Origin of the sequence: Nitratireductor sp. CH_MIT9313-5 (genome assembly GCF_037029545.1) — a bacterium.
GTDB lineage: Bacteria > Pseudomonadota > Alphaproteobacteria > Rhizobiales > Rhizobiaceae > Chelativorans.
In genome coordinates this window covers 93826-111793 of the sequence record NZ_JAYMER010000011.1, presented here as the reverse complement: position 1 = coordinate 111793, position 17968 = coordinate 93826, and the positions used below count along the sequence as shown (strand labels likewise).

Sequence of the window (17968 nt, the reverse complement as noted above, 5' to 3'; positions counted from 1 at the left end):
CCTGATATTCATGGATCAGCGCTACCATTGCCGCGTGGAGGATTTTTGTTTGTAAGGCAGGGCATCATGGCCATGGCACTGGTCAAGTTCATCACGCGTTTCGTGCAGTCGCTGAAGGCTTCACTGTTGCAGCGCTATCACCCCGAGCGGCACTATATGCGCGGCCCGGGTCCGGCTTGCGCGCGTCGTCGCAGCGGCGGTCATTCCGCGCACGCGTGAGCAGTCAGTTCGCTTTTTCTTCGCTTGTGCAGGCGCGCAGCGTGAGCGGGCTTGATGCGGCACGACCGATCTCGCGGCAAGCGCCCTCCTCCATGCAGATCTGCCAGCCCTGCCCCGTGGCACCCGATGCAGCCAGCACTATTTGCGGCTGTGCGGCCAGTTCGGGCTCGTAAACCCACCAACCTTCTTCAAACCTTGCATCTGCGGGTGGCTCCATGCCTGCCCCGGAGCCTTTCACGCGCGCCTGCACGAGGTGAAGCGCGCCCTTTTCGATCAACCAGTTTTCCCGCCACTCGATCTTTTCGACCGAATGGGTCCAGGAGAGGGTGAAGGCCGTGCCGGCAAGCATCATGAGCTTGCCGGCAGCGGCAATACACAAGCTCATCGCGCGGCGTCCGCTTTCTGCGCGGCAGCACGATTGCGCAGGAAGAGCTGGCCGAGGAAGAGGGCTGCGAGTGCAAAGCCGACTTCATCGGTGATAGGCAGCGCCACGATCAGCGTGAAGGCTGCCGCGGTGGCAAGCATCCGCTCCCACACCGCCAGCGGGCGGCTGAGATATCCGATCACTGCCGCGCCCCATAGCGCGATGGCAAGCCCCGCCTTGAAGATGATGTAGGCAACGGCCGGCCAGTAGCCCCAGCTTTCGGCCAGCGGTCCGCCATCCTGCAGCATGAGGGCGGGCGTATAGACCGCCATGAAGGGGATGACGAAGCCGGCGGCCGCGATCTTGATCGCCTCCATGGAAATCTTCAAACCGCTTTCGCGCGCGATCGGTCCTGCTGCAAAGCAGGCGAGTGCTACGGGTGGTGTAAGGTCGGCCAGGATGCCGAAATAGAAGACGAACATGTGGCTGACGATCAGCGGCACGCCGAGTGCGAGAAGCGCGGGGCCGGCAATCGACGAGGTGATGATGTAGTTGGGGATCGTCGGGATGCCCATGCCAAGCACGATACAAGTGATCATGGTGAGCACGAGCGACAGGAAGAGGCTCGATTCACCCACGGAGACGATGAACTGGCCGAAGGTGTTGGCAGCACCCGTCAGCGTCATGGTGCCGATGATGATGCCGACAATGGCGCAGGCCACGCCCACCGGGAGTGCCGTCTTTGCGCCTTCGGCAAGCGAGGCGCGGCAGAGGTCGAGTGTCTGCCATCCACCCTTCACGAAGAGATTGGCAGCGATGAGGATGATGGTCGCGATCAGGAGCGCGGTGATGCCGTATTTGAAAAAGCTCGCGGCACCGAAGCCGAGCACGACCCAGAAGATGATCCGCAGCGCCTGGTTGGGAAGGCCGAGCGCAACCGAACCACCAAGCACCAGCAGCAGCGTCAGCGCGAGGCCGATCGTGCCTGCAAAAAGCGGCGTGTAGCCGGTGAAGAGCAGGTAGACCAGGACGGCTAGCGGCAGGATCAGATACCAGCGCTCCTTCACGGCCTTCATCGCAGAGGGTAGCTCTGCCTTGGGCAGACCGTGCAGGCCATATTTGCCTGCTTCCAGATGCACCATCCAGAAGGCGGAAGCGAAATAGAGGACGGCGGGGATGATGGCCGCCTTGACGACCTCGTAATATTCGATGCCGAGCGTCTCGGCCATGATGAAGGCGACGGCACCCATGACCGGTGGCATGAGCTGGCCGCCCATGGAGGAGGTGGATTCCACGCCACCGGCGAAGGCAGGGCGATAGCCGAAGCGCTTCATGAGCGGGATGGTGAACTGCCCGGTGGTTACCACATTGGCAACGCCGGAGCCGGAGATGGTGCCCATCAGCCCCGAGGAAATGACCGACACCTTGGCCGCACCGCCGCGCGCATGGCCGACCAAGCCAAGCGAGACATCGGTGAACAGCTTGATCATGCCTGCGCGCTCGAGGAAGGAGCCGAACAGGATGAACAGGAAGATATAGGTCGCCGACACATAGATCGGGATGCCGTAGATGCCTTCGGTGCCGTAGGCCATGTGGTCGATGACCTGGGAGAAGTCATAGCCGCGGTGATTGAGCGGCGCTGGCAGATATTCGCCAAACAGGCAGTAGGCAAGGAAGACGCCAGAGATGATCGGCAGCGCGGGCCCCATGAGAACATAGGCGGCGATGAATATCGTCGCGAGCGCTATCACGCCGAAGACGATGTCGCGCGACAACGGATCGCCCGCGCGCAGGAGCAGCGGCTTGTACTCCACATATTGATAGACAGCGACGGCCACACCGGCCAGCGCCAGTCCCCATGCGATGGCCTTGATGCCGGGTCCCTTGCCGCGCGAGGCTGCGACGAGCGGGAAGACAAGCAGCATGAGGAAGCCCACGTGGAAGGCGCGCACGACCTGGCTTGGCAGGCTGATGATATGCGCCGCCGTCGCGATCTGGAAAAGCGAGAAGACCACGGCAATCCACATCAGAAGCCTGCCTTCGGCCGAGCCGGGGAAATCGGCGTGATGGGGGTCTTGAAGCTCTGCCGACGGGGTCGGCTCCTGCACCTGATCCGTTGTCATGGTCATGTCTCTCTCCCGCACCCAATGCTTTTTCTTATGGGTTCACTGCGATTGTGGCCCTAGCGCCATTCCCCGGCAACGGCAATATCAATGATGGATAAAAGAAGGCCGCACCGAGGGCACCCGGTGCGGCCTGTTGTCTTTGCCAAGGATTGGGCAGCCTTAGAGGATGCCGGCTTCCTTGTAGTAGCGCTCTGCACCGGGGTGCAGCGGGATCGGCAGACCCTTCGGGCCGTTTTCGGCGGAGATCGCCTGAGCGGCTGCGTGGGCGGCGACCATGTCGTCGAGATTTTCGAAGAGCTGCTTGGTCATCTGATAGGCGGTTTCTTCCGAGACGTCCGAATGCGTCACGAGGATGTTCGTGATGGCAAGCGTCGGAACGGCTTCGGTCTGGCCTTCATAGGTGTTGGCCGGGATCTCGGCTGCAATGAAAGGCGCGCCGAGCGTTTCAGCCACACTTGCCGGCACGGAAACGAGGGTGACCGGAAGCGAGATGGCGAGGTCCTTGATGGAGGAAACGCCAAGGCCTGCGGACTGCAGCGTGGCGTCGAGCTGGCGGTTCTTGATCAGCTCAACGGACTCACCGAAAGGCAGATATTCCGTCTTGGACAGATCCTCATAGCTCATGCCCATCGTCTCGAAGATGCGGCGTGCATTGAGTTCGGTGCCGGATTTCGGCGCGCCGACGGAAAGGCCCTTCCCCTTGAGATCCTCGAAGGTCTTGATGCCGGATTCTTCCGAAGCGACGATCTGGATGTAGTTCGGATAGATGGCGGCGATGGCGCGAAGCTTGTCGAGCTTCTTTGCAAAGCCTGCTTCCTCATCACCTTCCCAGGCGGACTTGACGGAGTCGCCCAGTGCGAAGCCAAGCTCGCCACGGCCCTGCTGAAGCAAGTTGAGGTTTTCCACGGATGCCTTGGTCGACTGCACCTGGGTGCGCGCGCCTTCGATCTTCTCGCCGTAGATCTTGGCGAGCTGCGCGCCAAGCGGATAGTAAACGCCTGAGGTACCACCGGTCAGGACGTTGATGAACTCCTGTGCGCCAGCCGGAACGGCGCCAAGGCCAAGTGCCAGCGCGCCAGCGGCCAGAAGCTTCATTTTGCGTTTGAACATCGTTCTCCTCCAACAGCTTAGTGCCTGCGCCCCCTGGAGGCGCAAATGGACCGCGAATGTATCGCATCGCACCAACATGCCAAGCAATTTCTTGCGACAAGCTCACCGGCTCGACATTCACAAAACGAAAAGAGCGGCCACCGTGGTGACCGCTCTCGCACAAGACGCCCAGAAACCCTTATTCAGCGGCTTCGGACTGGCTGCCGCTGTTCTCAACCGCCTTGATGATGGCTTTGGAAAATGCCTCCAGGTCGCCTGGGTTGCGGGAGGTGATGATGTTGCCATCTTCTACCACTTCGGAATCCTCCCACTCAGCGCCTGCATTCTTCACGTCGGTTGCGATGGAATTGTAGGAGGTCATGCGACGCCCCTTGGCAACGCCAGCCTCGATCAGAAGCCAGGGGGCATGGCAGATTGCGGCGAGAGGCTTGCCGCTGTCGGCGAAGCTCTTGACCAGTTGCACCGCCTTTTCCTCTACACGCAGCAGGTCGGGGTTGATCTGGCCACCGGGAAGAACCAAAGCATCGTAATCCTTCGGGTTCACCGCATCGAGCGACTTGTCCACGGGAACCGAAGAACCCCAGTCCTTCTTGTCCCAGCCGGTGATCTCGCCGCTCTCCGGGGACACGATATGAACCTCGGCACCAGCCTCACGCAAACGGTCGCGCGGCACTTCCAACTCCGACTGCTCGAAGCCGTTGGTGGCGAGGATGGCTATGCGGGCCTGTTTGATGGAAGGCATGTCGTCGCTCCTTGCTTGGGTGGATTCACCGCACCCAACGCATGGAAGCCTGGACAGTTCGATCACGATTTCCTGTTTGCGCGCCCGCCGCCCCTCAAACCATGCCGGTGGAGCCGAAACCGGCCTGCCCGCGTGCGGTCTCGCCACCGCTTTCGCGCTCTTCCAGCCGCGCCTGCACTACCGGTGCAATGACGAGCTGGGCAATACGCAGACCACGCGTAATGGCGAAGTCCTCGTCACCGTGATTGACGAGGATGACGCCAACCTCTCCGCGATAATCGGAATCGATTGTGCCGGGCGCGTTCAGGCAGGTGATGCCATGCTTCAACGCAAGACCGGAGCGCGGGCGTACCTGACCTTCGAAACCTTCAGGCAGTTCCAGAACAAGGCCCGTGGGCACGAGAACGCGCTTGCCCGGCAAGAGGATGATCTGACGGTCTTCGGGAACGGCTGCGCGTAGATCCATGCCGGCAGCGCCAGTGCTTTCATAGGCAGGCAGCGGCAGGTCAGAAGCGTGAGGAAGACGTATGACACCAACGGTGGGGCCAATGACGGGCGTGGAAATGTTTTGTGACATGGGACGCTGACCTGTCTCGGCTGAAATGGAATGTGCCTATCGTCTGGCCTCTTTCAAGGCGCATTTCAACATGAGCGAGGCGCGCTCATCCCGTTTATGCACCGCTCGTCGCAGCAGGAAAGCGTTCGACAGGCAGCCCAAGCCTTGTTAAAAGCGCCCCGCTTTCACACGACCGGATCATCATGCCCGAGAAAATCGCCGACGCGGTGGCGCGCCGCCGCACATTCGCAATCATCTCCCACCCGGATGCGGGTAAGACGACGCTGACGGAAAAGCTTCTGCTTTTCGGCGGCGCGATCCAGCTCGCCGGTGAGGTGAAGGCGAAGAAGGACCGGGTGCAGACGCGTTCGGACTGGATGAAGATCGAGCGCGAGCGCGGCATCTCGGTCGTGACCTCGGTGATGACCTTCGAATATGGCGATCATGTCTTCAACCTGCTCGACACGCCGGGCCACGAGGACTTTGCCGACGACACCTATCGCACGCTGACGGCTGTGGACTCTGCCGTCATGGTGATCGACGCGGCCAAGGGTATCGAACCGAGAACGCTGAAGCTGTTCGAGGTCTGCCGGTTGCGTGACATTCCAATCGTCACCTTCGTCAACAAGATGGACCGCGAAAGCCGCGATCCATTCGAAATCCTCGACGAGATCGAACAGAAGCTTGCGCTCGATACCGCGCCGGTTACATGGCCGATCGGCCGGGGCAAGAGCTTTTCGGGCACGTTCAACCTTGCCGATTCCACGATCCGCCGCTCCGACGCGGATGTGGAGCCGGAGAAGGTGAACGGGCCGGAAGCGAGCCAGATCGCCGAGATGTTGCCGGAATTCGAGCGCGATGCATTTGTCGAGGAGATGATGCTGGCGCAGGAAGCCTGCCGCCCCTTCGACATGCAATCCTTCCGCGAAGGGCATCTGACGCCGGTCTATTTCGGTTCCGCCCTTCGCAATTTCGGCGTGCGCGACCTGATCGAGGCGCTAGGTGCTGTCGGTCCGCAGCCGCGCGACCAGGAAGCCGACCGCCGCACGGTGGCGGCTGACGAAGAGAAGATGACCTCCTTCGTCTTCAAGATCCAGGCGAACATGGACCCGAACCACCGCGACCGCATCGCATTTGTGCGTGTGTGTTCAGGAAAGCTTCAGCGCGGCATGAAGGCCAAGCTGGTGCGCACGGGCAAGCCGATCAGCCTTTCGGCACCTCAGTTCTTCTTCGCCAAGAGCCGCATCACGGCTGACGAAGCCTATGCAGGCGACGTGGTAGGCATTCCCAATCACGGCACACTACGCATCGGCGACACGCTGACGGAAGGCGAGGAACTTCTATTCCGCGGCGTGCCCAACTTTGCGCCGGAAATTCTGCGCCGCGTGCGCCTGGGCGACGCGATGAAGGCGAAGAAGCTGAAGGAAGCGCTTCAGCAGATGGCCGAAGAAGGCGTGGTGCAGCTCTTCACGCCTGAAGACGGCTCGCCGGCAATCGTGGGTGTGGTGGGTGCACTGCAGCTTGATGTTCTGAAAGAGCGCCTGCAGAACGAATACTCGCTGCCGGTCGATTTCGAAATGGCCCGTTTCTCGGTCTGCCGCTGGATCTCGGCGGAAGACAAGGGCGAGTTGGAACGCTTCATCAGCTCCCACCGCGCGGATATTGCGCGTGACCTCGATGAAGACCCGGTCTTCCTCGCGCCCCACGAATTCGGTCTCAACTACGAAGCCGACCGCTGGAAGCAGATCACCTTCAAGGCGGTGAAGGACTATCAGGCGCTGGAAGCGGCCTGAGCGGCTTGAATCACTGACCAGCTAATTGCCTATATCCACCATTCGGTGACAGCCTGACCGCTCCTGCCTGCATCTGTCGGCAAGAGATGTTGCGCGTGGGCACGATGTGACGCAGGGGCAATGTGGCGCATCAACCATGGCGTGCCATGACGGTAAACGGACATGCGGGCTTCACGTTTTCAAGAAGCTCACCCGGCCCGATAAAAACGCGCTCCCATTTCGAGCGCTCGGGGGCAGCTAGCGTTCAATTTAACAGCGCGGACATTTTTCAAGCGCTGCAGATATTTCAGGAGCATTTCCATGCCCATCAAGCTCGAAGTTTTAAGCCCCGGCCATGTCGAGGCGGTACAGGTTACCTTGAACGGCCCGCATACGCAGTTCGATGTTTCCGAAGTCCGTACCATTCGACTGCATCTTCAGCCGCAATCGCATTTCCAGTTCTTCCGCAACGGCGATGACCTGCTTCTGCAGATGCATGACGGTGCGGAAAGCATACTTCTGATCGATTACTTCGAGGATGAGGACGACATTCCCGAGCTTCAGTTCCTTGCTGGAGATCAATCCTGTTTCCTGCCGATCAGTTTCGTCAACTATGACTATCAGGGTTTGTTGATACCCGAGATCGGCCAGGCCGCCTGCAGCAATGAGGGCTTTGCCGTGCCACCGCTTCTCCTGCTGGGCCTGTTGGGTGCGGGAGTTGCTGCGGCCGCTGTGATTGGCGACGACGATGACGGTGGCGGCAGCGGCGGGGGTGGCACGAACCCGCCACCTGACGAGGCGCCGGAAGCGCCTGTCGTCAGTGCGATCACGGAAGATCTGGGAAGTGATCCTAGCGATGGCATCACCAACGACAACACGCTCTTCTTCAGCGGCACCGGTGTGCCCGGAGCAATCGTGGTGGTTTATCTCGATGGTGAGGAAATCGGGTCGACTGTCGCCGCCCAGGATGGAAGCTGGAGCTATGACCACACCGGAGTACCACTCGCGGATGGCGTTCATCAGGTAACCGCTGCGCAGAAGCTCGGGGCGGATGGTGAACTTTCGGAATTGTCGGACGCGTTCCGCGTTGAGATCGATACGAATGATGGCGGGGTGAACCCGCTACCGTCGCCTCCTCCAGTGATTACCCATATCACCGAGGATAACGGGCACGACCCCAGTGACGGCGTCACCAATGACAACACGCTTTTCTTCAGCGGCACCGGAAAGCCGCACGCCACCGTCACGCTGTTTCTCGATGGTGAGGTGATCGGCACCGCACTGGTCGGCGAAGATGGCACATGGCAGGTCGACCACACTGACCAACCGCTCCCCGATGGCCGCTACGTCATGACTGCCACGCAGGAAGACCGTGCGGGCAATCCCGTTTCCGCCCCGTCCGACCCCTTCGATGTCGTGATCGACACGAACAATGGAGGCAGCGAGGAGACGCCGGCGCCCATCGTCACCGGCATTACCGATGATAATGGCGAGAGCGACAGTGACGGTATCACCGACGACAACACGTTGGAGTTTCACGGCATCGGCGAGGCGAATGCGCTGGTTTTCGTTTATCTCAACGGCGTCGAGATCGGTTCTATCGTTGCAGGGGAAGACGGCCTTTGGACATTGGACCACACAGGCGTGACGCTGGCCGACGGCGAATATGCCGTCACCGCGAGACAGGTTGATGCGGCCGGCAACGACATCTCGCCTCCCTCGGAAGTGTTCGAGGTCGTAATCGATACCAATATGGGGGGAACGGTTCCCACACCTGCCCCAGTCATCACCGGCATCACCGAGGATGACGGGCACGATCCGAATGACGGCATCACCAAGGATGATCGCCTGTTCATCCACGGCACGGGCGAGCCGGGCGCAATCGTCACGATCTTCATGGATGGGGTCGAGATCGGTTCGCTGCAGGTCGACGCGCAAGGCGAATGGAATTTCGACTACACCAATACCGCAATCCCTGAAGGCACCTATGACCTGACTGCCTCGCAGCGCGATCTTGCCGGCAATGACGAGTCTGAAACTTCCGATCCTTTCACCATTACCATTGATACCAATGGAGGCGGTACGCGCCCGACACAGCCGCCGATGGTGACGGGTATTACGGATGATTCAGGTGTGCCGGACGACGGCGTGACGAATGACAATACGCTGTTTTTCCATGGCACTGCAGAACCGAACGCACTGGTGTTCGTCTATCTGAACGGTCGGCAGATCGGCTCGGATATCGCAGATGCCGATGGCAACTGGACCTATGACCACACCGAGGTGGTTCTGCGCGACGGACCGCATGTGGTAACCGCAACACAGCAGGATGCTGCTGGCAATGATGTGTCGGACGAATCGGAGCCGTTCGACATCTATATCGATTCCGGCGCGACGGGCCCGGTGCCTCCGCCGGTCATTACCCATATCGACATTGATAGCGGTCACTCCGACAGCGACGGAGTTACCATGCATGGCGAGGTGGATATTCATGGGGTGGGAAGGCCCAATGCGATCATCTATGTGCGCATAGATGGTCAGGAGGTCGGCTCGGTGGCAGCAGATGCGAATGGAGCATGGGTGTTCCCCAAGGAGCAGGTCTCGCTCGGCGAGGGTCCGCATGTCATCGAAGCGCAGCAGCAGGACCTTGCGGGAAATGACCTTTCCCCTCTCTCGGACCCGTTTGACGTTGTCGTCGACACCAACAATGGTGGGGCTGATCCGACGCAGCCGCCGGTGGTAACCGCGATCACGGAGGATTCGGGAGACCCGGATGGTGTCACAAATGACAACACGCTCGTCTTCCACGGGACGAGCGAGCCGTTCGCGCTTGTGATGCTCTACATTGATGGCACATTCGTGGGTACCGGCATCGCCGATGAGAATGGCGAGTGGGACGTCAATCACACGCAAACGGCGCTGGCAGATGGAACCTACGCAGTAACCGCCACGCAGCAGGATCAGGCCGGCAATGCGGAATCCGGCCATTCGGACGTGTTCGAAGTGGTCATCGACACCAATGAGAACGGCACCGTTCCCACGCCTCCGCCGGTCATTACCGGCATAACGGAGGACAGCGGCAACCCTGATGGCGTCACGAACGACAACCGGTTGATATTCCACGGAACCAGCGAGCCGAACGCAACGATTGAACTTTTCCTCAACGGCGTTTCCATCGGAACTGAAAAAGCCCGAGCGGACGGCACATGGGATTTCAGTCACGAGGGCGTTGCGCTGGCGGACGGCGCCTATGAGGTGACCGCCACACAGCGTGACCTTGCGAACAATGATCCCTCAGCGGAATCAGCACCATTCGATCTTCTGATCGATACCAATAATGGCGGCAACACCCCGACCCAGCCGCCAATCGTGGATGGGATCAGACCGGATGACGGGCGCGACCCGAATGACGGGATCACGGGGCAGAATGTCATAACCGTTTACGGTCGTTCAGACGAACCGGATGGTGCGGTTGTCACCGTGACCATTGAGGATTTGAGCGGGAATGTGGTGGCTACCCTGACGGCAGTCGTTCAGGGTGGCACCTGGGAAACCGAGGCGACGCAACCGCTCGCTGACGGGGACTATGATGTGAGCGCGACGCAACGTGATCTTGCCGACAACCCGGAATCCGTTCCGTCGGCATCCATGCCGATCATTATCGACACGAACGAGAATGGGACGGTGCCAACTGCCCCGCCTGTCGTTGTTGGAATACGTGACGATACTGGCGCGGAGGATGGTTACACCAGTGACGACACACTGTTCTTCTACGGTACCGGCGAACGCTTCGCATTGGTGACCGTCTATCTGGACGGAACGGCGATCGGATCCGAAATCGCTGATGCAAATGGCGATTGGGTTTACGACCATACCCATGTCGCCCTGCCGGAAGCTACCTATCAGGTAACCGCAACGCAGCAGGATGCTGCCCATAATCCACCGTCCGGGCCCTCCGATGCATTCGAGTTGACAATCGACAAGTCGCCGATCGGGCCGCCGACACGTGCGATGGATGCGGGGCTTGATGTGGCTCTGTTTGCCGAAGAGCCGCTGGAAATCCAGCTGGACGATGACGGTGGTGACATCGAATTTCCGCTTGAGGAGGTGCAGAAGGAACCCGCAGCCGCGGATGACAGCGGCTACGAGTTTTACCATGCCGGCAATGACAGTTCCGCAAGCGAGGTGCTGGAGATTTCAAGGTTGAGCGAAATCTGATGCCGATCGGGCGGGTGCTTGTCGGGCACCCGCCCTTGTCACTTCAACACGTGCCGCGGCCTCGGACAGCCCGCGCGTAGAAAAATTTTCCGCGAATGCCTTGAAACACAAAGCTCCCGACCTGACCTGCAATTGGGTGATCCTGTAAGTTGAGGTCACATTGCTTCAGGGAGAGTAATCATGGGTCTTCGCATCAACGATACCGCGCCGGATTTCACGGCACAGACGACCGCAGGCACGATCAATTTTCATGAGTGGATCGGCGACGGCTGGGCAGTGCTGTTCAGCCATCCGAAGAATTTCACCCCCGTCTGCACCACCGAGCTCGGCACCATGGCCGGCCTCGCGGGCGAGTTCGAGAAGCGCAATGTGAAGATCATCGGCATCTCGGTCGATCCGGTCGAGGACCACAAGCGCTGGAAGGACGATATTCGCACTGCAACCGGCCATTCCGTCGATTATCCGCTCATCGGCGACAATGATCTCAAGGTAGCCAAGCTCTACGACATGTTGCCTGCTGATGCGGGCGAAAGCTCTGAGGGGCGCACGCCGGCCGACAATGCGACCGTGCGGTCGGTCTATGTCATCGGGCCCGACAAGAAGATCAAGCTTGTGCTGACCTATCCGATGACGACGGGTCGCAATTTCGACGAGATCCTGCGCGCCATCGACTCCATGCAGCTGACAGCCAAGCATCAGGTGGCAACACCTGCCAACTGGAAGCAGGGCGAGGATGTGATCATCACGCCAGCCGTTTCCAACGAGGATGCGACAAAGCGCTTCGGCTCCTATGAGACGATCCTGCCTTATCTGCGCAAGACGAAGCAGCCTGAGGCGTAAGGCCGCAAGTTTCGGGCCCATACCCGACACATTCAACGGCAAGACTCCGTTTCGTTTTGAACGGAGTCTTTTTCATGCATAAGTTTTCCATCACACTTCTTACCCTGGCCGGTCTGGGTCTCTCCACGGTCAGTGCCCTTTCCTGGGACCAGATGGCCGGTAGGCTGAAGGAACAGTGCCTTTCTTCCCCCACCGTCCGCGATGCCATTCACAATCCGCGGATCTGGGTCGATACGCGCGGCTCGCAGAATTTCAGCTACGCCATTGTCGGCGGTGACTCCAAGCACTCGCGCGACGAGATCGGGTTCATCTGCATCTACGACAAGGCCAAGGAAAAGATGGAGATCAGCGGCGAGCTGCATGAGGACGATCTCGACCGAATTTTCTAAAGCAATGGACTGCTGAGCAGTCTCGCCCTACATCGCTCCAATGGCATGGCGCGACCAATCTTCTTGCGATATGGTCGCGCCGAATTTTTCAAGAAGGCGAGCGATGTCAGAGCAACGGACCACCGCTGATGGCGGCATGGAAACGGCCTACGGCTTCAAGCAGGTCGGACAGGGTGAGAAACAGCCTCTCGTGAACGAGGTGTTCCACCGCGTTGCCGACCGTTATGACCTGATGAACGATCTGATGTCTGCCGGGCTGCACCGTCTTTGGAAAGACGGCATGGTGTCCTGGCTGAACCCGTCCAAGCGGCCGGGGTTCAAGTCGCTGGATGTTGCTGGCGGCACGGGCGACATTGCCTTTCGCATTGTCGAGGCCTCCAACCGCAATGCCGATGTCACGGTGCTCGACATCAATGGCTCCATGCTGAAGGTGGGCGAGGAGCGTGCGCAGAAGCGCGGCATTTCCGAGAACCTCACCTTTGTTGAAGCCAATGCGGAAGAACTTCCCTTCGAGGACAACAGCTTCGACGCATATACGATCGCCTTTGGCATTCGCAATGTGCCGCGCATCGATGTGGCGCTGTCGGAAGCCTATCGCGTCTTGAAGCCCGGCGGGCGCTTTCTCTGCCTTGAGTTTTCGGAAGTGGACATGCCTCTTCTCGACCGCGTCTATGACGAGTGGTCATTCCGCGCCATCCCGCCCATCGGCAAGATGGTGACGGGTGACGACGAGCCTTACCGCTATCTCGTGGAATCGATCCGCAAATTTCCGAACCAGAAGGACTTCGCGGCCATGATCACCCGCGCGGGCTTCTCCCGCGTAACATGGCGCGACTATTCCGGCGGCATTGCAGCACTGCATTCCGGCTGGAAGATCTGACGGGCAATCAATGAGCACTGTTGGGGCATATTTCCGACTGGTCCGTGCGGGCTGGATTCTTGTTCGCGAAGGCGTGATCGCAGCCCTGCCGGGCGAGCAGTTTCAGGGCATGCCGCTGTTCATGTGGAAGGCGGCGCGGCTGTTTTCCCGCAGGCGTTCCGGCGAGCAGGATCGTACCGAACGGCTGGCCAAGGCGGTGGACCGGCTTGGGCCGTCCTATGTGAAGCTTGGGCAGTTCCTGGCCACGCGTCCGGATGTTGTCGGCCATGACATGGCCATTGATCTGGCCGGCCTGCAGGACCGCATGTCGACCTTTCCGGAAGCCCTGGCCCGCAAGGAGATTGAGGAGTCTCTCGGCAAACGGATTGAGGACCTTTACGTGCGGTTTGATCCGCCGGTGGCGGCTGCATCCATTGCGCAGGTGCACCCTGCCGAGGTGATCCGCAATGGCGAGCGGCAGAAGGTCGCCGTCAAGGTCATTCGGCCCGGCGTGCGTCGGCGCTTCAACAACGATCTGGAAAGCTATTTCCTGGCAGCCAAGCTGCAGGAAAGGCTGGTTCCCTCCTCCCGCCGCCTGAAGCCGGTGGAGGTGACGCGCACGCTGGCGCAGACGACCCGCATCGAGATGGATCTGCGGCTGGAAGCGGCTGCCATTTCGGAAATTCACGAAAACACCAAGGATGATCCGGGTTTCCGCGTGCCATGGGTCGATTGGGAGCGCACGGGGCGCGACGTCATCACGCTGGAATGGATCGATGGCATCAAGATGTCGGACACGGAAGCCCTGCGCGCGGCCGGTCACGATCTGGAGAAGCTTGCGGAAGTGCTGATCCAGTCCTTCCTGCGCCACACGCTGCGCGACGGCTTCTTCCATGCCGACATGCATCCGGGCAACCTGTTCGTGGAAGCCGATGGCACGATTGTGGGTGTCGATTTCGGCATTGTCGGGCGCATCGGCAAGCGCGAGCGCCGGTTCTTGGCCGAGATACTCTATGGCTTCATCACGCGCGATTTCCGCCGGGTGGCGGAAGTGCATTTCGAGGCGGGCTATGTGCCCGGCCATCACGATGTGGCAGCCTTCGCGCAGGCGCTCAGGGCGATTGGCGAACCCATCCACGGCCAGCCGGCGGAGACCATCTCCATGGCAAGGCTGCTTACCCTGCTGTTTGAAGTGACCGAGCTCTTCGACATGCAGACGCGGCCCGAACTTCTGCTTTTGCAGAAGACGATGGTCGTGGTGGAAGGTGTTTCGCGCAATCTCAACCCGCATTTCAACATGTGGAAGGCTGCCGAACCCGTGGTGGGCGACTGGATACGCTCCAATCTCGGTCCGCGCGGTGTGGCGACCGATGCGCGGGAAGGGCTTCATGCACTTGTCTCTCTCGCGCGTCAGGCACCCGAGCTTGCAGCGCGCACCGAGCGTCTTTCGCGCGAACTGGACCGCATGGCGGTGGATGGCATAAGGCTCGACGAGGAGACAGCGCTGGCGATCGGCAATGCCGAGGCTAAGCTGAACCGCTCGGGCCGCTTTGCGCTGTGGGTCATTGCGCTGTCGCTGATCGGAATACTGATCCAGATATCCTGACGCGCCTGCCGCTTTGCATGGCTTGAGGATTTCGTTCATACCCTTTTGGGACACTGCCGAGGTTTTCACGCAAAGCGGATTTCGTGACATGGTGTTGAACGGGAAGCGCATTCTTCTGATCATTGGCGGCGGTATCGCGGCCTATAAATGCCTTGATCTCATCCGCCAGCTGCGTGAGCGCGGCGCCACCGTGCGCTGCGTAATGACGAAAGCCGCACAGGAATTCGTCACGCCGCTCTCGGTCGGAGCCCTGTCGGCGGAGAAGGTTTTCACGGATCTTTTTGACCGTGAGGACGAGCATGATGTCGGCCATATCCGGCTGGCGCGGGAAAGCGACCTGATCGTGGTCGCACCGGCCACGGCCGACATGATGGCAAAGCTTGCGCATGGCCATGCCAGCGATCTTGCCGGTGCCGTACTCCTGGCAACCAAGACCAAGGTTCTGTTCGCGCCTGCCATGAACCCGCAGATGTGGGCGCATCCGGCCACCAGGCGCAATCTGGCAGTCTTGAAGGGTGACGGCATTCATTTCGTCGGCCCCAATCGCGGTGAGATGGCCGAAAGCGGCGAAGCGGGCGACGGGCGGATGGCCGAGCCGCTGGAGATTGTCGCGGCTGCGGAGGCGCTTCTTGATGATCGACCGAAGCCTCTTTCCGGCAAGCGCATCATCGTGACTTCCGGCCCGACCCATGAGCCGATCGATCCGGTGCGCTATATCGCCAACCGCTCATCCGGGCGCCAGGGCCATGCGATTGCGGCTGCCTTGGCAGAACTGGGAGCGGATGTGCAGCTTGTTTCGGGACCGGTGAATATTCCCGACCCGGACGGCGCGCATGTCACCCGTGTCGAGAGCGCACGCGAGATGAAGGCGGCGGTGGAAGAATTGCTGCCCGCCGATGCGGGCATCTTCGTGGCCGCCGTTGCCGATTGGCGCACGGCGACGGAGACGGGCGAAAAGATCAAGAAGCAGGCAGGTGCGGATGTGCCGCATCTGGAACTGGTCGAAAATCCCGACATTCTGGCCGGCATCGGCCATCACGAGAAACGCCCTCACCTCGTGGTCGGCTTTGCGGCCGAAACGCAGAATGTGGTCGAAAATGCGCGCAAGAAGCTTTCCAAGAAGGGCGCGGATTTCATCATTGCCAATGATGTCTCCCATGACAGCGGCGTGGGTGCGAGCGGCGTGATGGGCGGTACGCGCAATCGCGTGATCGTGGTTGGCAGTGATGGTGAGGAAGCCTGGCCTGAAATGAGCAAGGAAGAGGTTGCGGAAAAGATTGCAGCACTTGTTGCCGAGAGGTTGAAGGCATGAGTGCCGCGCCGCGCCTTGAGACCGAGCGGTTGGTCCTGCGTGCGCATCGTACTGAAGACTTCGCTGCCCTTTACGCGCTGTGGACCGATCCGACCGCAAGCCAATATGTCACGCAGCCGCATTCGGAAGAGGATGGCTGGAAGAAACTTCTGATTAAGGCCGGGTGCTGGGAACTGCTTGGCTTCGGCTACTGGATGGTGGAAGACAAGGCGACGGGCAAGCTTCTGGGTGAAGTCGGCTTTCACGACATGCGTCGCGACATTACTCCAAGCCTTGGCGGCACCATGGAAGCCGGCTGGACCTTTGCCGGCCATGCGCAGGGCAAGGGCCATGCGCGCGAGGCAGTGCGGGCGATGCTCGACTGGTGCGACGAGACACACCGTGAAGCGCTTGTCACATGCATCATCGACCCCGAGAACACGCGCTCAATCACACTCGCGCAGAGCTTCGGCTTCCGGGAAATCGCGCGTACCAGCTACAAGCAGAAGCCGGTCATCATGTATCAGCTCGCGCGGGCGGGCGCGCTATAGCTCAGTCCGTGCGGACCAGATGAATGATCTGCGCCGGGCTTGAAATCCAGAAGCCATCCGACCCTTCAGGCAGCGGCTCGATTTCGTCGCAGCGCACAATACCGGCATCAGAAAGATGCGCGGTCGCGGCAGCCGTGTCATTGGTGATGACTTCAAGCCAGATCTCGGCCTGGCTCATGCCGGACACCTTGTCGATCCAGAGCCTGTTCGGCCCAAGGCGGAAGACGATATCGGGCCGCAGCGTCTCGATTTCTTCCAGTGCCAGCGTCTGGCGATAAAAAGAGACCACCGCATCGAACTGATGCGGCGGCACTTTCATGGCCAGGTTGATCCCGCCTTCAAATTTCGGCTTCATCGGGTTCTCCTCCATGCGTGGAGGGTTCAGTTTAAAGCCTGAAGCAGGAAGAGCCTATTCCTTGCTCTCGTCGGCAGACCCGGCATTGAGCAGGCCGTATTTTTCCTCGCCGAGCTTGTCGAGGAGGTCGAGCTGGGTTTCGAGGAAATCGATATGGCCTTCCTCGTCGGCCAACAGTTCCTCGAACAGCTTCATGGTGACGTAATCGCCAGCGTCGTGGCAGATATCGCGGGACTTCTTGTAGGAGGTGCGCGCCTCGTGCTCGCCGGCGAGATCCGCTTCCAGCACTTCGCGGACATTCTGGCCGATGCGCAATGGCGCGACGGACTGGAGGTTCGGGTGACCTTCAAGGAATATGATGCGCTCGACCAGCCTGTCGGCGTGGTGCATTTCCTCGATGGACTCCTCGCGCTCCTTGTTGGCGAGCTTGGTAAAACCCCAATCTTCCAGAAGGCGGTAATGCAGCCAATACTGGTTGACCGCACCCAGTTCCAGGAAGAGGGCCTCGTTAAGCCGCTCGATAACGCTTGGCTCGCCTTTCATTGAATCTGCTCCCGAATTTTTCGCGCAGCGCGCGGACACGATCCAGATAGGTCACGACCTCCGCCTCGTCGATGGCGGCGTCGCGGTGGTAATCTTCGGTCACCCGAATGATCGTTTCGACCACATTCGGGAAGCAGCCGCAACAGCGTCCGCGCTTGGCCATGGCATGATAGACCTTGGCAGGAACGATGAGCTGCCACGGATCCTCGTCGAGCATGGCGCGGATCTGCGCCTCGACTTCCTTCTGCGTAATGAAATTGCACTGGCAGACGAGCATGTGACCAAAAATCCCGGAGCATTTCAGCGTCGGTTTGTCACGGCCTTCAGGGCATGGGAGAGCCAGCTTGAAACGCGCAACGAACGCGCGCGTTCAGGCACGGCGTTCATCCATGGAAAGGGTTAAAGGCCCTGACATTTCGAACGCGTC

Annotated in this window: 17 protein-coding genes; 9 read left to right on the top strand and 8 right to left on the bottom strand. The window is 60.1% G+C overall.

The window, feature by feature from the left end; translation table 11 throughout:
• Positions 1–66 precede the first annotated feature (66 nt).
• A complete protein-coding gene (locus WA367_RS04605; protein WP_336055622.1) occupies positions 67–219 on the top strand; it encodes a hypothetical protein in 153 nt (50 codons plus the stop codon).
• A gap of 4 nt (positions 220–223) precedes the next feature.
• On the opposite strand, the gene WA367_RS04600 is transcribed toward WA367_RS04605, so the two are convergent.
• From WA367_RS04600 to dut, 5 genes are all read right to left on the bottom strand, one after another.
• The gene (locus tag WA367_RS04600; RefSeq protein WP_336055621.1) at positions 224–604 is read right to left on the bottom strand and encodes a DUF1850 domain-containing protein; all 381 of its coding nucleotides are present in this window, start codon (positions 602–604) and stop codon (positions 224–226) included.
• Entirely contained in the window at positions 601–2712 is a 2112-nt protein-coding gene (locus WA367_RS04595; RefSeq protein ID WP_336055620.1) for a TRAP transporter permease, read from the bottom strand. Before WA367_RS04595 ends, WA367_RS04600 begins: the two co-directional genes overlap by 4 nt.
• 156 nt (positions 2713–2868) lie before the next feature.
• Positions 2869–3804: a TAXI family TRAP transporter solute-binding subunit gene (locus WA367_RS04590; protein WP_442935549.1), complete on the bottom strand. Its 936-nt coding sequence runs from the start codon at positions 3802–3804 to the stop codon at positions 2869–2871.
• A gap of 193 nt (positions 3805–3997) precedes the next feature.
• Positions 3998–4561: a type 1 glutamine amidotransferase domain-containing protein gene (locus WA367_RS04585; RefSeq protein ID WP_336055618.1), complete on the bottom strand. Its 564-nt coding sequence runs from the start codon at positions 4559–4561 to the stop codon at positions 3998–4000.
• Positions 4562–4655: 94 nt separating this feature from the next.
• A complete protein-coding gene (gene dut, locus WA367_RS04580; RefSeq protein WP_336055617.1) occupies positions 4656–5138 on the bottom strand; it encodes a dUTP diphosphatase in 483 nt (160 codons plus the stop codon).
• A 182-nt stretch (positions 5139–5320) separates the two neighbouring features.
• On the opposite strand from dut, the gene WA367_RS04575 reads away from it, so the two are divergent.
• The 8 genes from WA367_RS04575 to WA367_RS04540 all read left to right on the top strand — a co-directional run bounded on the left by WA367_RS04575 (position 5321) and on the right by WA367_RS04540 (position 16643).
• Entirely contained in the window at positions 5321–6910 is a 1590-nt protein-coding gene (locus WA367_RS04575) for a peptide chain release factor 3 (protein WP_336055616.1), read from the top strand.
• Between the two features lie 300 nt (positions 6911–7210).
• Entirely contained in the window at positions 7211–11107 is a 3897-nt protein-coding gene (locus WA367_RS04570) for an Ig-like domain-containing protein (protein WP_336055615.1), read from the top strand.
• Between the two features lie 180 nt (positions 11108–11287).
• Complete coding sequence (locus WA367_RS04565) at positions 11288–11947, top strand: peroxiredoxin (RefSeq protein WP_336055614.1); 660 nt, start codon at positions 11288–11290, stop codon at positions 11945–11947.
• 74 nt (positions 11948–12021) lie between these two features.
• On the top strand, positions 12022–12336 hold the full coding sequence (locus tag WA367_RS04560) for a hypothetical protein (protein ID WP_336055613.1): 315 nt from the start codon (positions 12022–12024) through the stop codon (positions 12334–12336).
• A gap of 103 nt (positions 12337–12439) precedes the next feature.
• Complete coding sequence (ubiE, locus tag WA367_RS04555) at positions 12440–13216, top strand: bifunctional demethylmenaquinone methyltransferase/2-methoxy-6-polyprenyl-1,4-benzoquinol methylase UbiE (protein WP_336055612.1); 777 nt, start codon at positions 12440–12442, stop codon at positions 13214–13216.
• Positions 13217–13226: 10 nt separating this feature from the next.
• Positions 13227–14801, top strand: a complete 1575-nt coding sequence (gene ubiB / locus WA367_RS04550; protein WP_336055611.1) for a 2-polyprenylphenol 6-hydroxylase — start codon at positions 13227–13229, stop codon at positions 14799–14801.
• 88 nt (positions 14802–14889) lie between these two features.
• Positions 14890–16113 (top strand): bifunctional phosphopantothenoylcysteine decarboxylase/phosphopantothenate--cysteine ligase CoaBC, encoded by a 1224-nt coding sequence (gene coaBC / locus WA367_RS04545; protein ID WP_336055610.1) that lies wholly within the window; start codon positions 14890–14892, stop codon positions 16111–16113.
• The gene (locus tag WA367_RS04540; protein ID WP_336055609.1) at positions 16110–16643 is read left to right on the top strand and encodes a GNAT family N-acetyltransferase; all 534 of its coding nucleotides are present in this window, start codon (positions 16110–16112) and stop codon (positions 16641–16643) included. Before coaBC ends, WA367_RS04540 begins: the two co-directional genes overlap by 4 nt.
• A gap of 1 nt (position 16644) precedes the next feature.
• Here the strand turns inward: WA367_RS04540 and WA367_RS04535 are convergent, their stop codons facing one another.
• From WA367_RS04535 to WA367_RS04525, 3 genes are read right to left on the bottom strand one after another with little or no spacing between them, the layout of a single operon-like run.
• Positions 16645–16998, bottom strand: a complete 354-nt coding sequence (locus WA367_RS04535) for a hypothetical protein (protein ID WP_336055608.1) — start codon at positions 16996–16998, stop codon at positions 16645–16647.
• A 54-nt stretch (positions 16999–17052) separates the two neighbouring features.
• On the bottom strand, positions 17053–17541 hold the full coding sequence (gene bfr / locus WA367_RS04530) for a bacterioferritin (RefSeq protein WP_336055607.1): 489 nt from the start codon (positions 17539–17541) through the stop codon (positions 17053–17055).
• A complete protein-coding gene (locus WA367_RS04525; protein WP_036483279.1) occupies positions 17507–17818 on the bottom strand; it encodes a (2Fe-2S)-binding protein in 312 nt (103 codons plus the stop codon). Before WA367_RS04525 ends, bfr begins: the two co-directional genes overlap by 35 nt.
• Positions 17819–17968: the final 150 nt, after the last annotated feature.

Coding starts and splice junctions, on each gene's coding strand:
- WA367_RS04605 (WP_336055622.1), top strand. CDS start 67: ATGGCCATGGCACTGGTCAAGTTCATCACGCGTTTCGTGCAGTCGCTG.
- WA367_RS04600 (WP_336055621.1), bottom strand. CDS start 604: ATGAGCTTGTGTATTGCCGCTGCCGGCAAGCTCATGATGCTTGCCGGC.
- WA367_RS04595 (WP_336055620.1), bottom strand. CDS start 2,712: ATGACCATGACAACGGATCAGGTGCAGGAGCCGACCCCGTCGGCAGAG.
- WA367_RS04590 (WP_442935549.1), bottom strand. CDS start 3,804: ATGAAGCTTCTGGCCGCTGGCGCGCTGGCACTTGGCCTTGGCGCCGTT.
- WA367_RS04585 (WP_336055618.1), bottom strand. CDS start 4,561: ATGCCTTCCATCAAACAGGCCCGCATAGCCATCCTCGCCACCAACGGC.
- dut (WP_336055617.1), bottom strand. CDS start 5,138: ATGTCACAAAACATTTCCACGCCCGTCATTGGCCCCACCGTTGGTGTC.
- WA367_RS04575 (WP_336055616.1), top strand. CDS start 5,321: ATGCCCGAGAAAATCGCCGACGCGGTGGCGCGCCGCCGCACATTCGCA.
- WA367_RS04570 (WP_336055615.1), top strand. CDS start 7,211: ATGCCCATCAAGCTCGAAGTTTTAAGCCCCGGCCATGTCGAGGCGGTA.
- WA367_RS04565 (WP_336055614.1), top strand. CDS start 11,288: ATGGGTCTTCGCATCAACGATACCGCGCCGGATTTCACGGCACAGACG.
- WA367_RS04560 (WP_336055613.1), top strand. CDS start 12,022: ATGCATAAGTTTTCCATCACACTTCTTACCCTGGCCGGTCTGGGTCTC.
- ubiE (WP_336055612.1), top strand. CDS start 12,440: ATGTCAGAGCAACGGACCACCGCTGATGGCGGCATGGAAACGGCCTAC.
- ubiB (WP_336055611.1), top strand. CDS start 13,227: ATGAGCACTGTTGGGGCATATTTCCGACTGGTCCGTGCGGGCTGGATT.
- coaBC (WP_336055610.1), top strand. CDS start 14,890: ATGGTGTTGAACGGGAAGCGCATTCTTCTGATCATTGGCGGCGGTATC.
- WA367_RS04540 (WP_336055609.1), top strand. CDS start 16,110: ATGAGTGCCGCGCCGCGCCTTGAGACCGAGCGGTTGGTCCTGCGTGCG.
- WA367_RS04535 (WP_336055608.1), bottom strand. CDS start 16,998: ATGAAGCCGAAATTTGAAGGCGGGATCAACCTGGCCATGAAAGTGCCG.
- bfr (WP_336055607.1), bottom strand. CDS start 17,541: ATGAAAGGCGAGCCAAGCGTTATCGAGCGGCTTAACGAGGCCCTCTTC.
- WA367_RS04525 (WP_036483279.1), bottom strand. CDS start 17,818: ATGCTCGTCTGCCAGTGCAATTTCATTACGCAGAAGGAAGTCGAGGCG.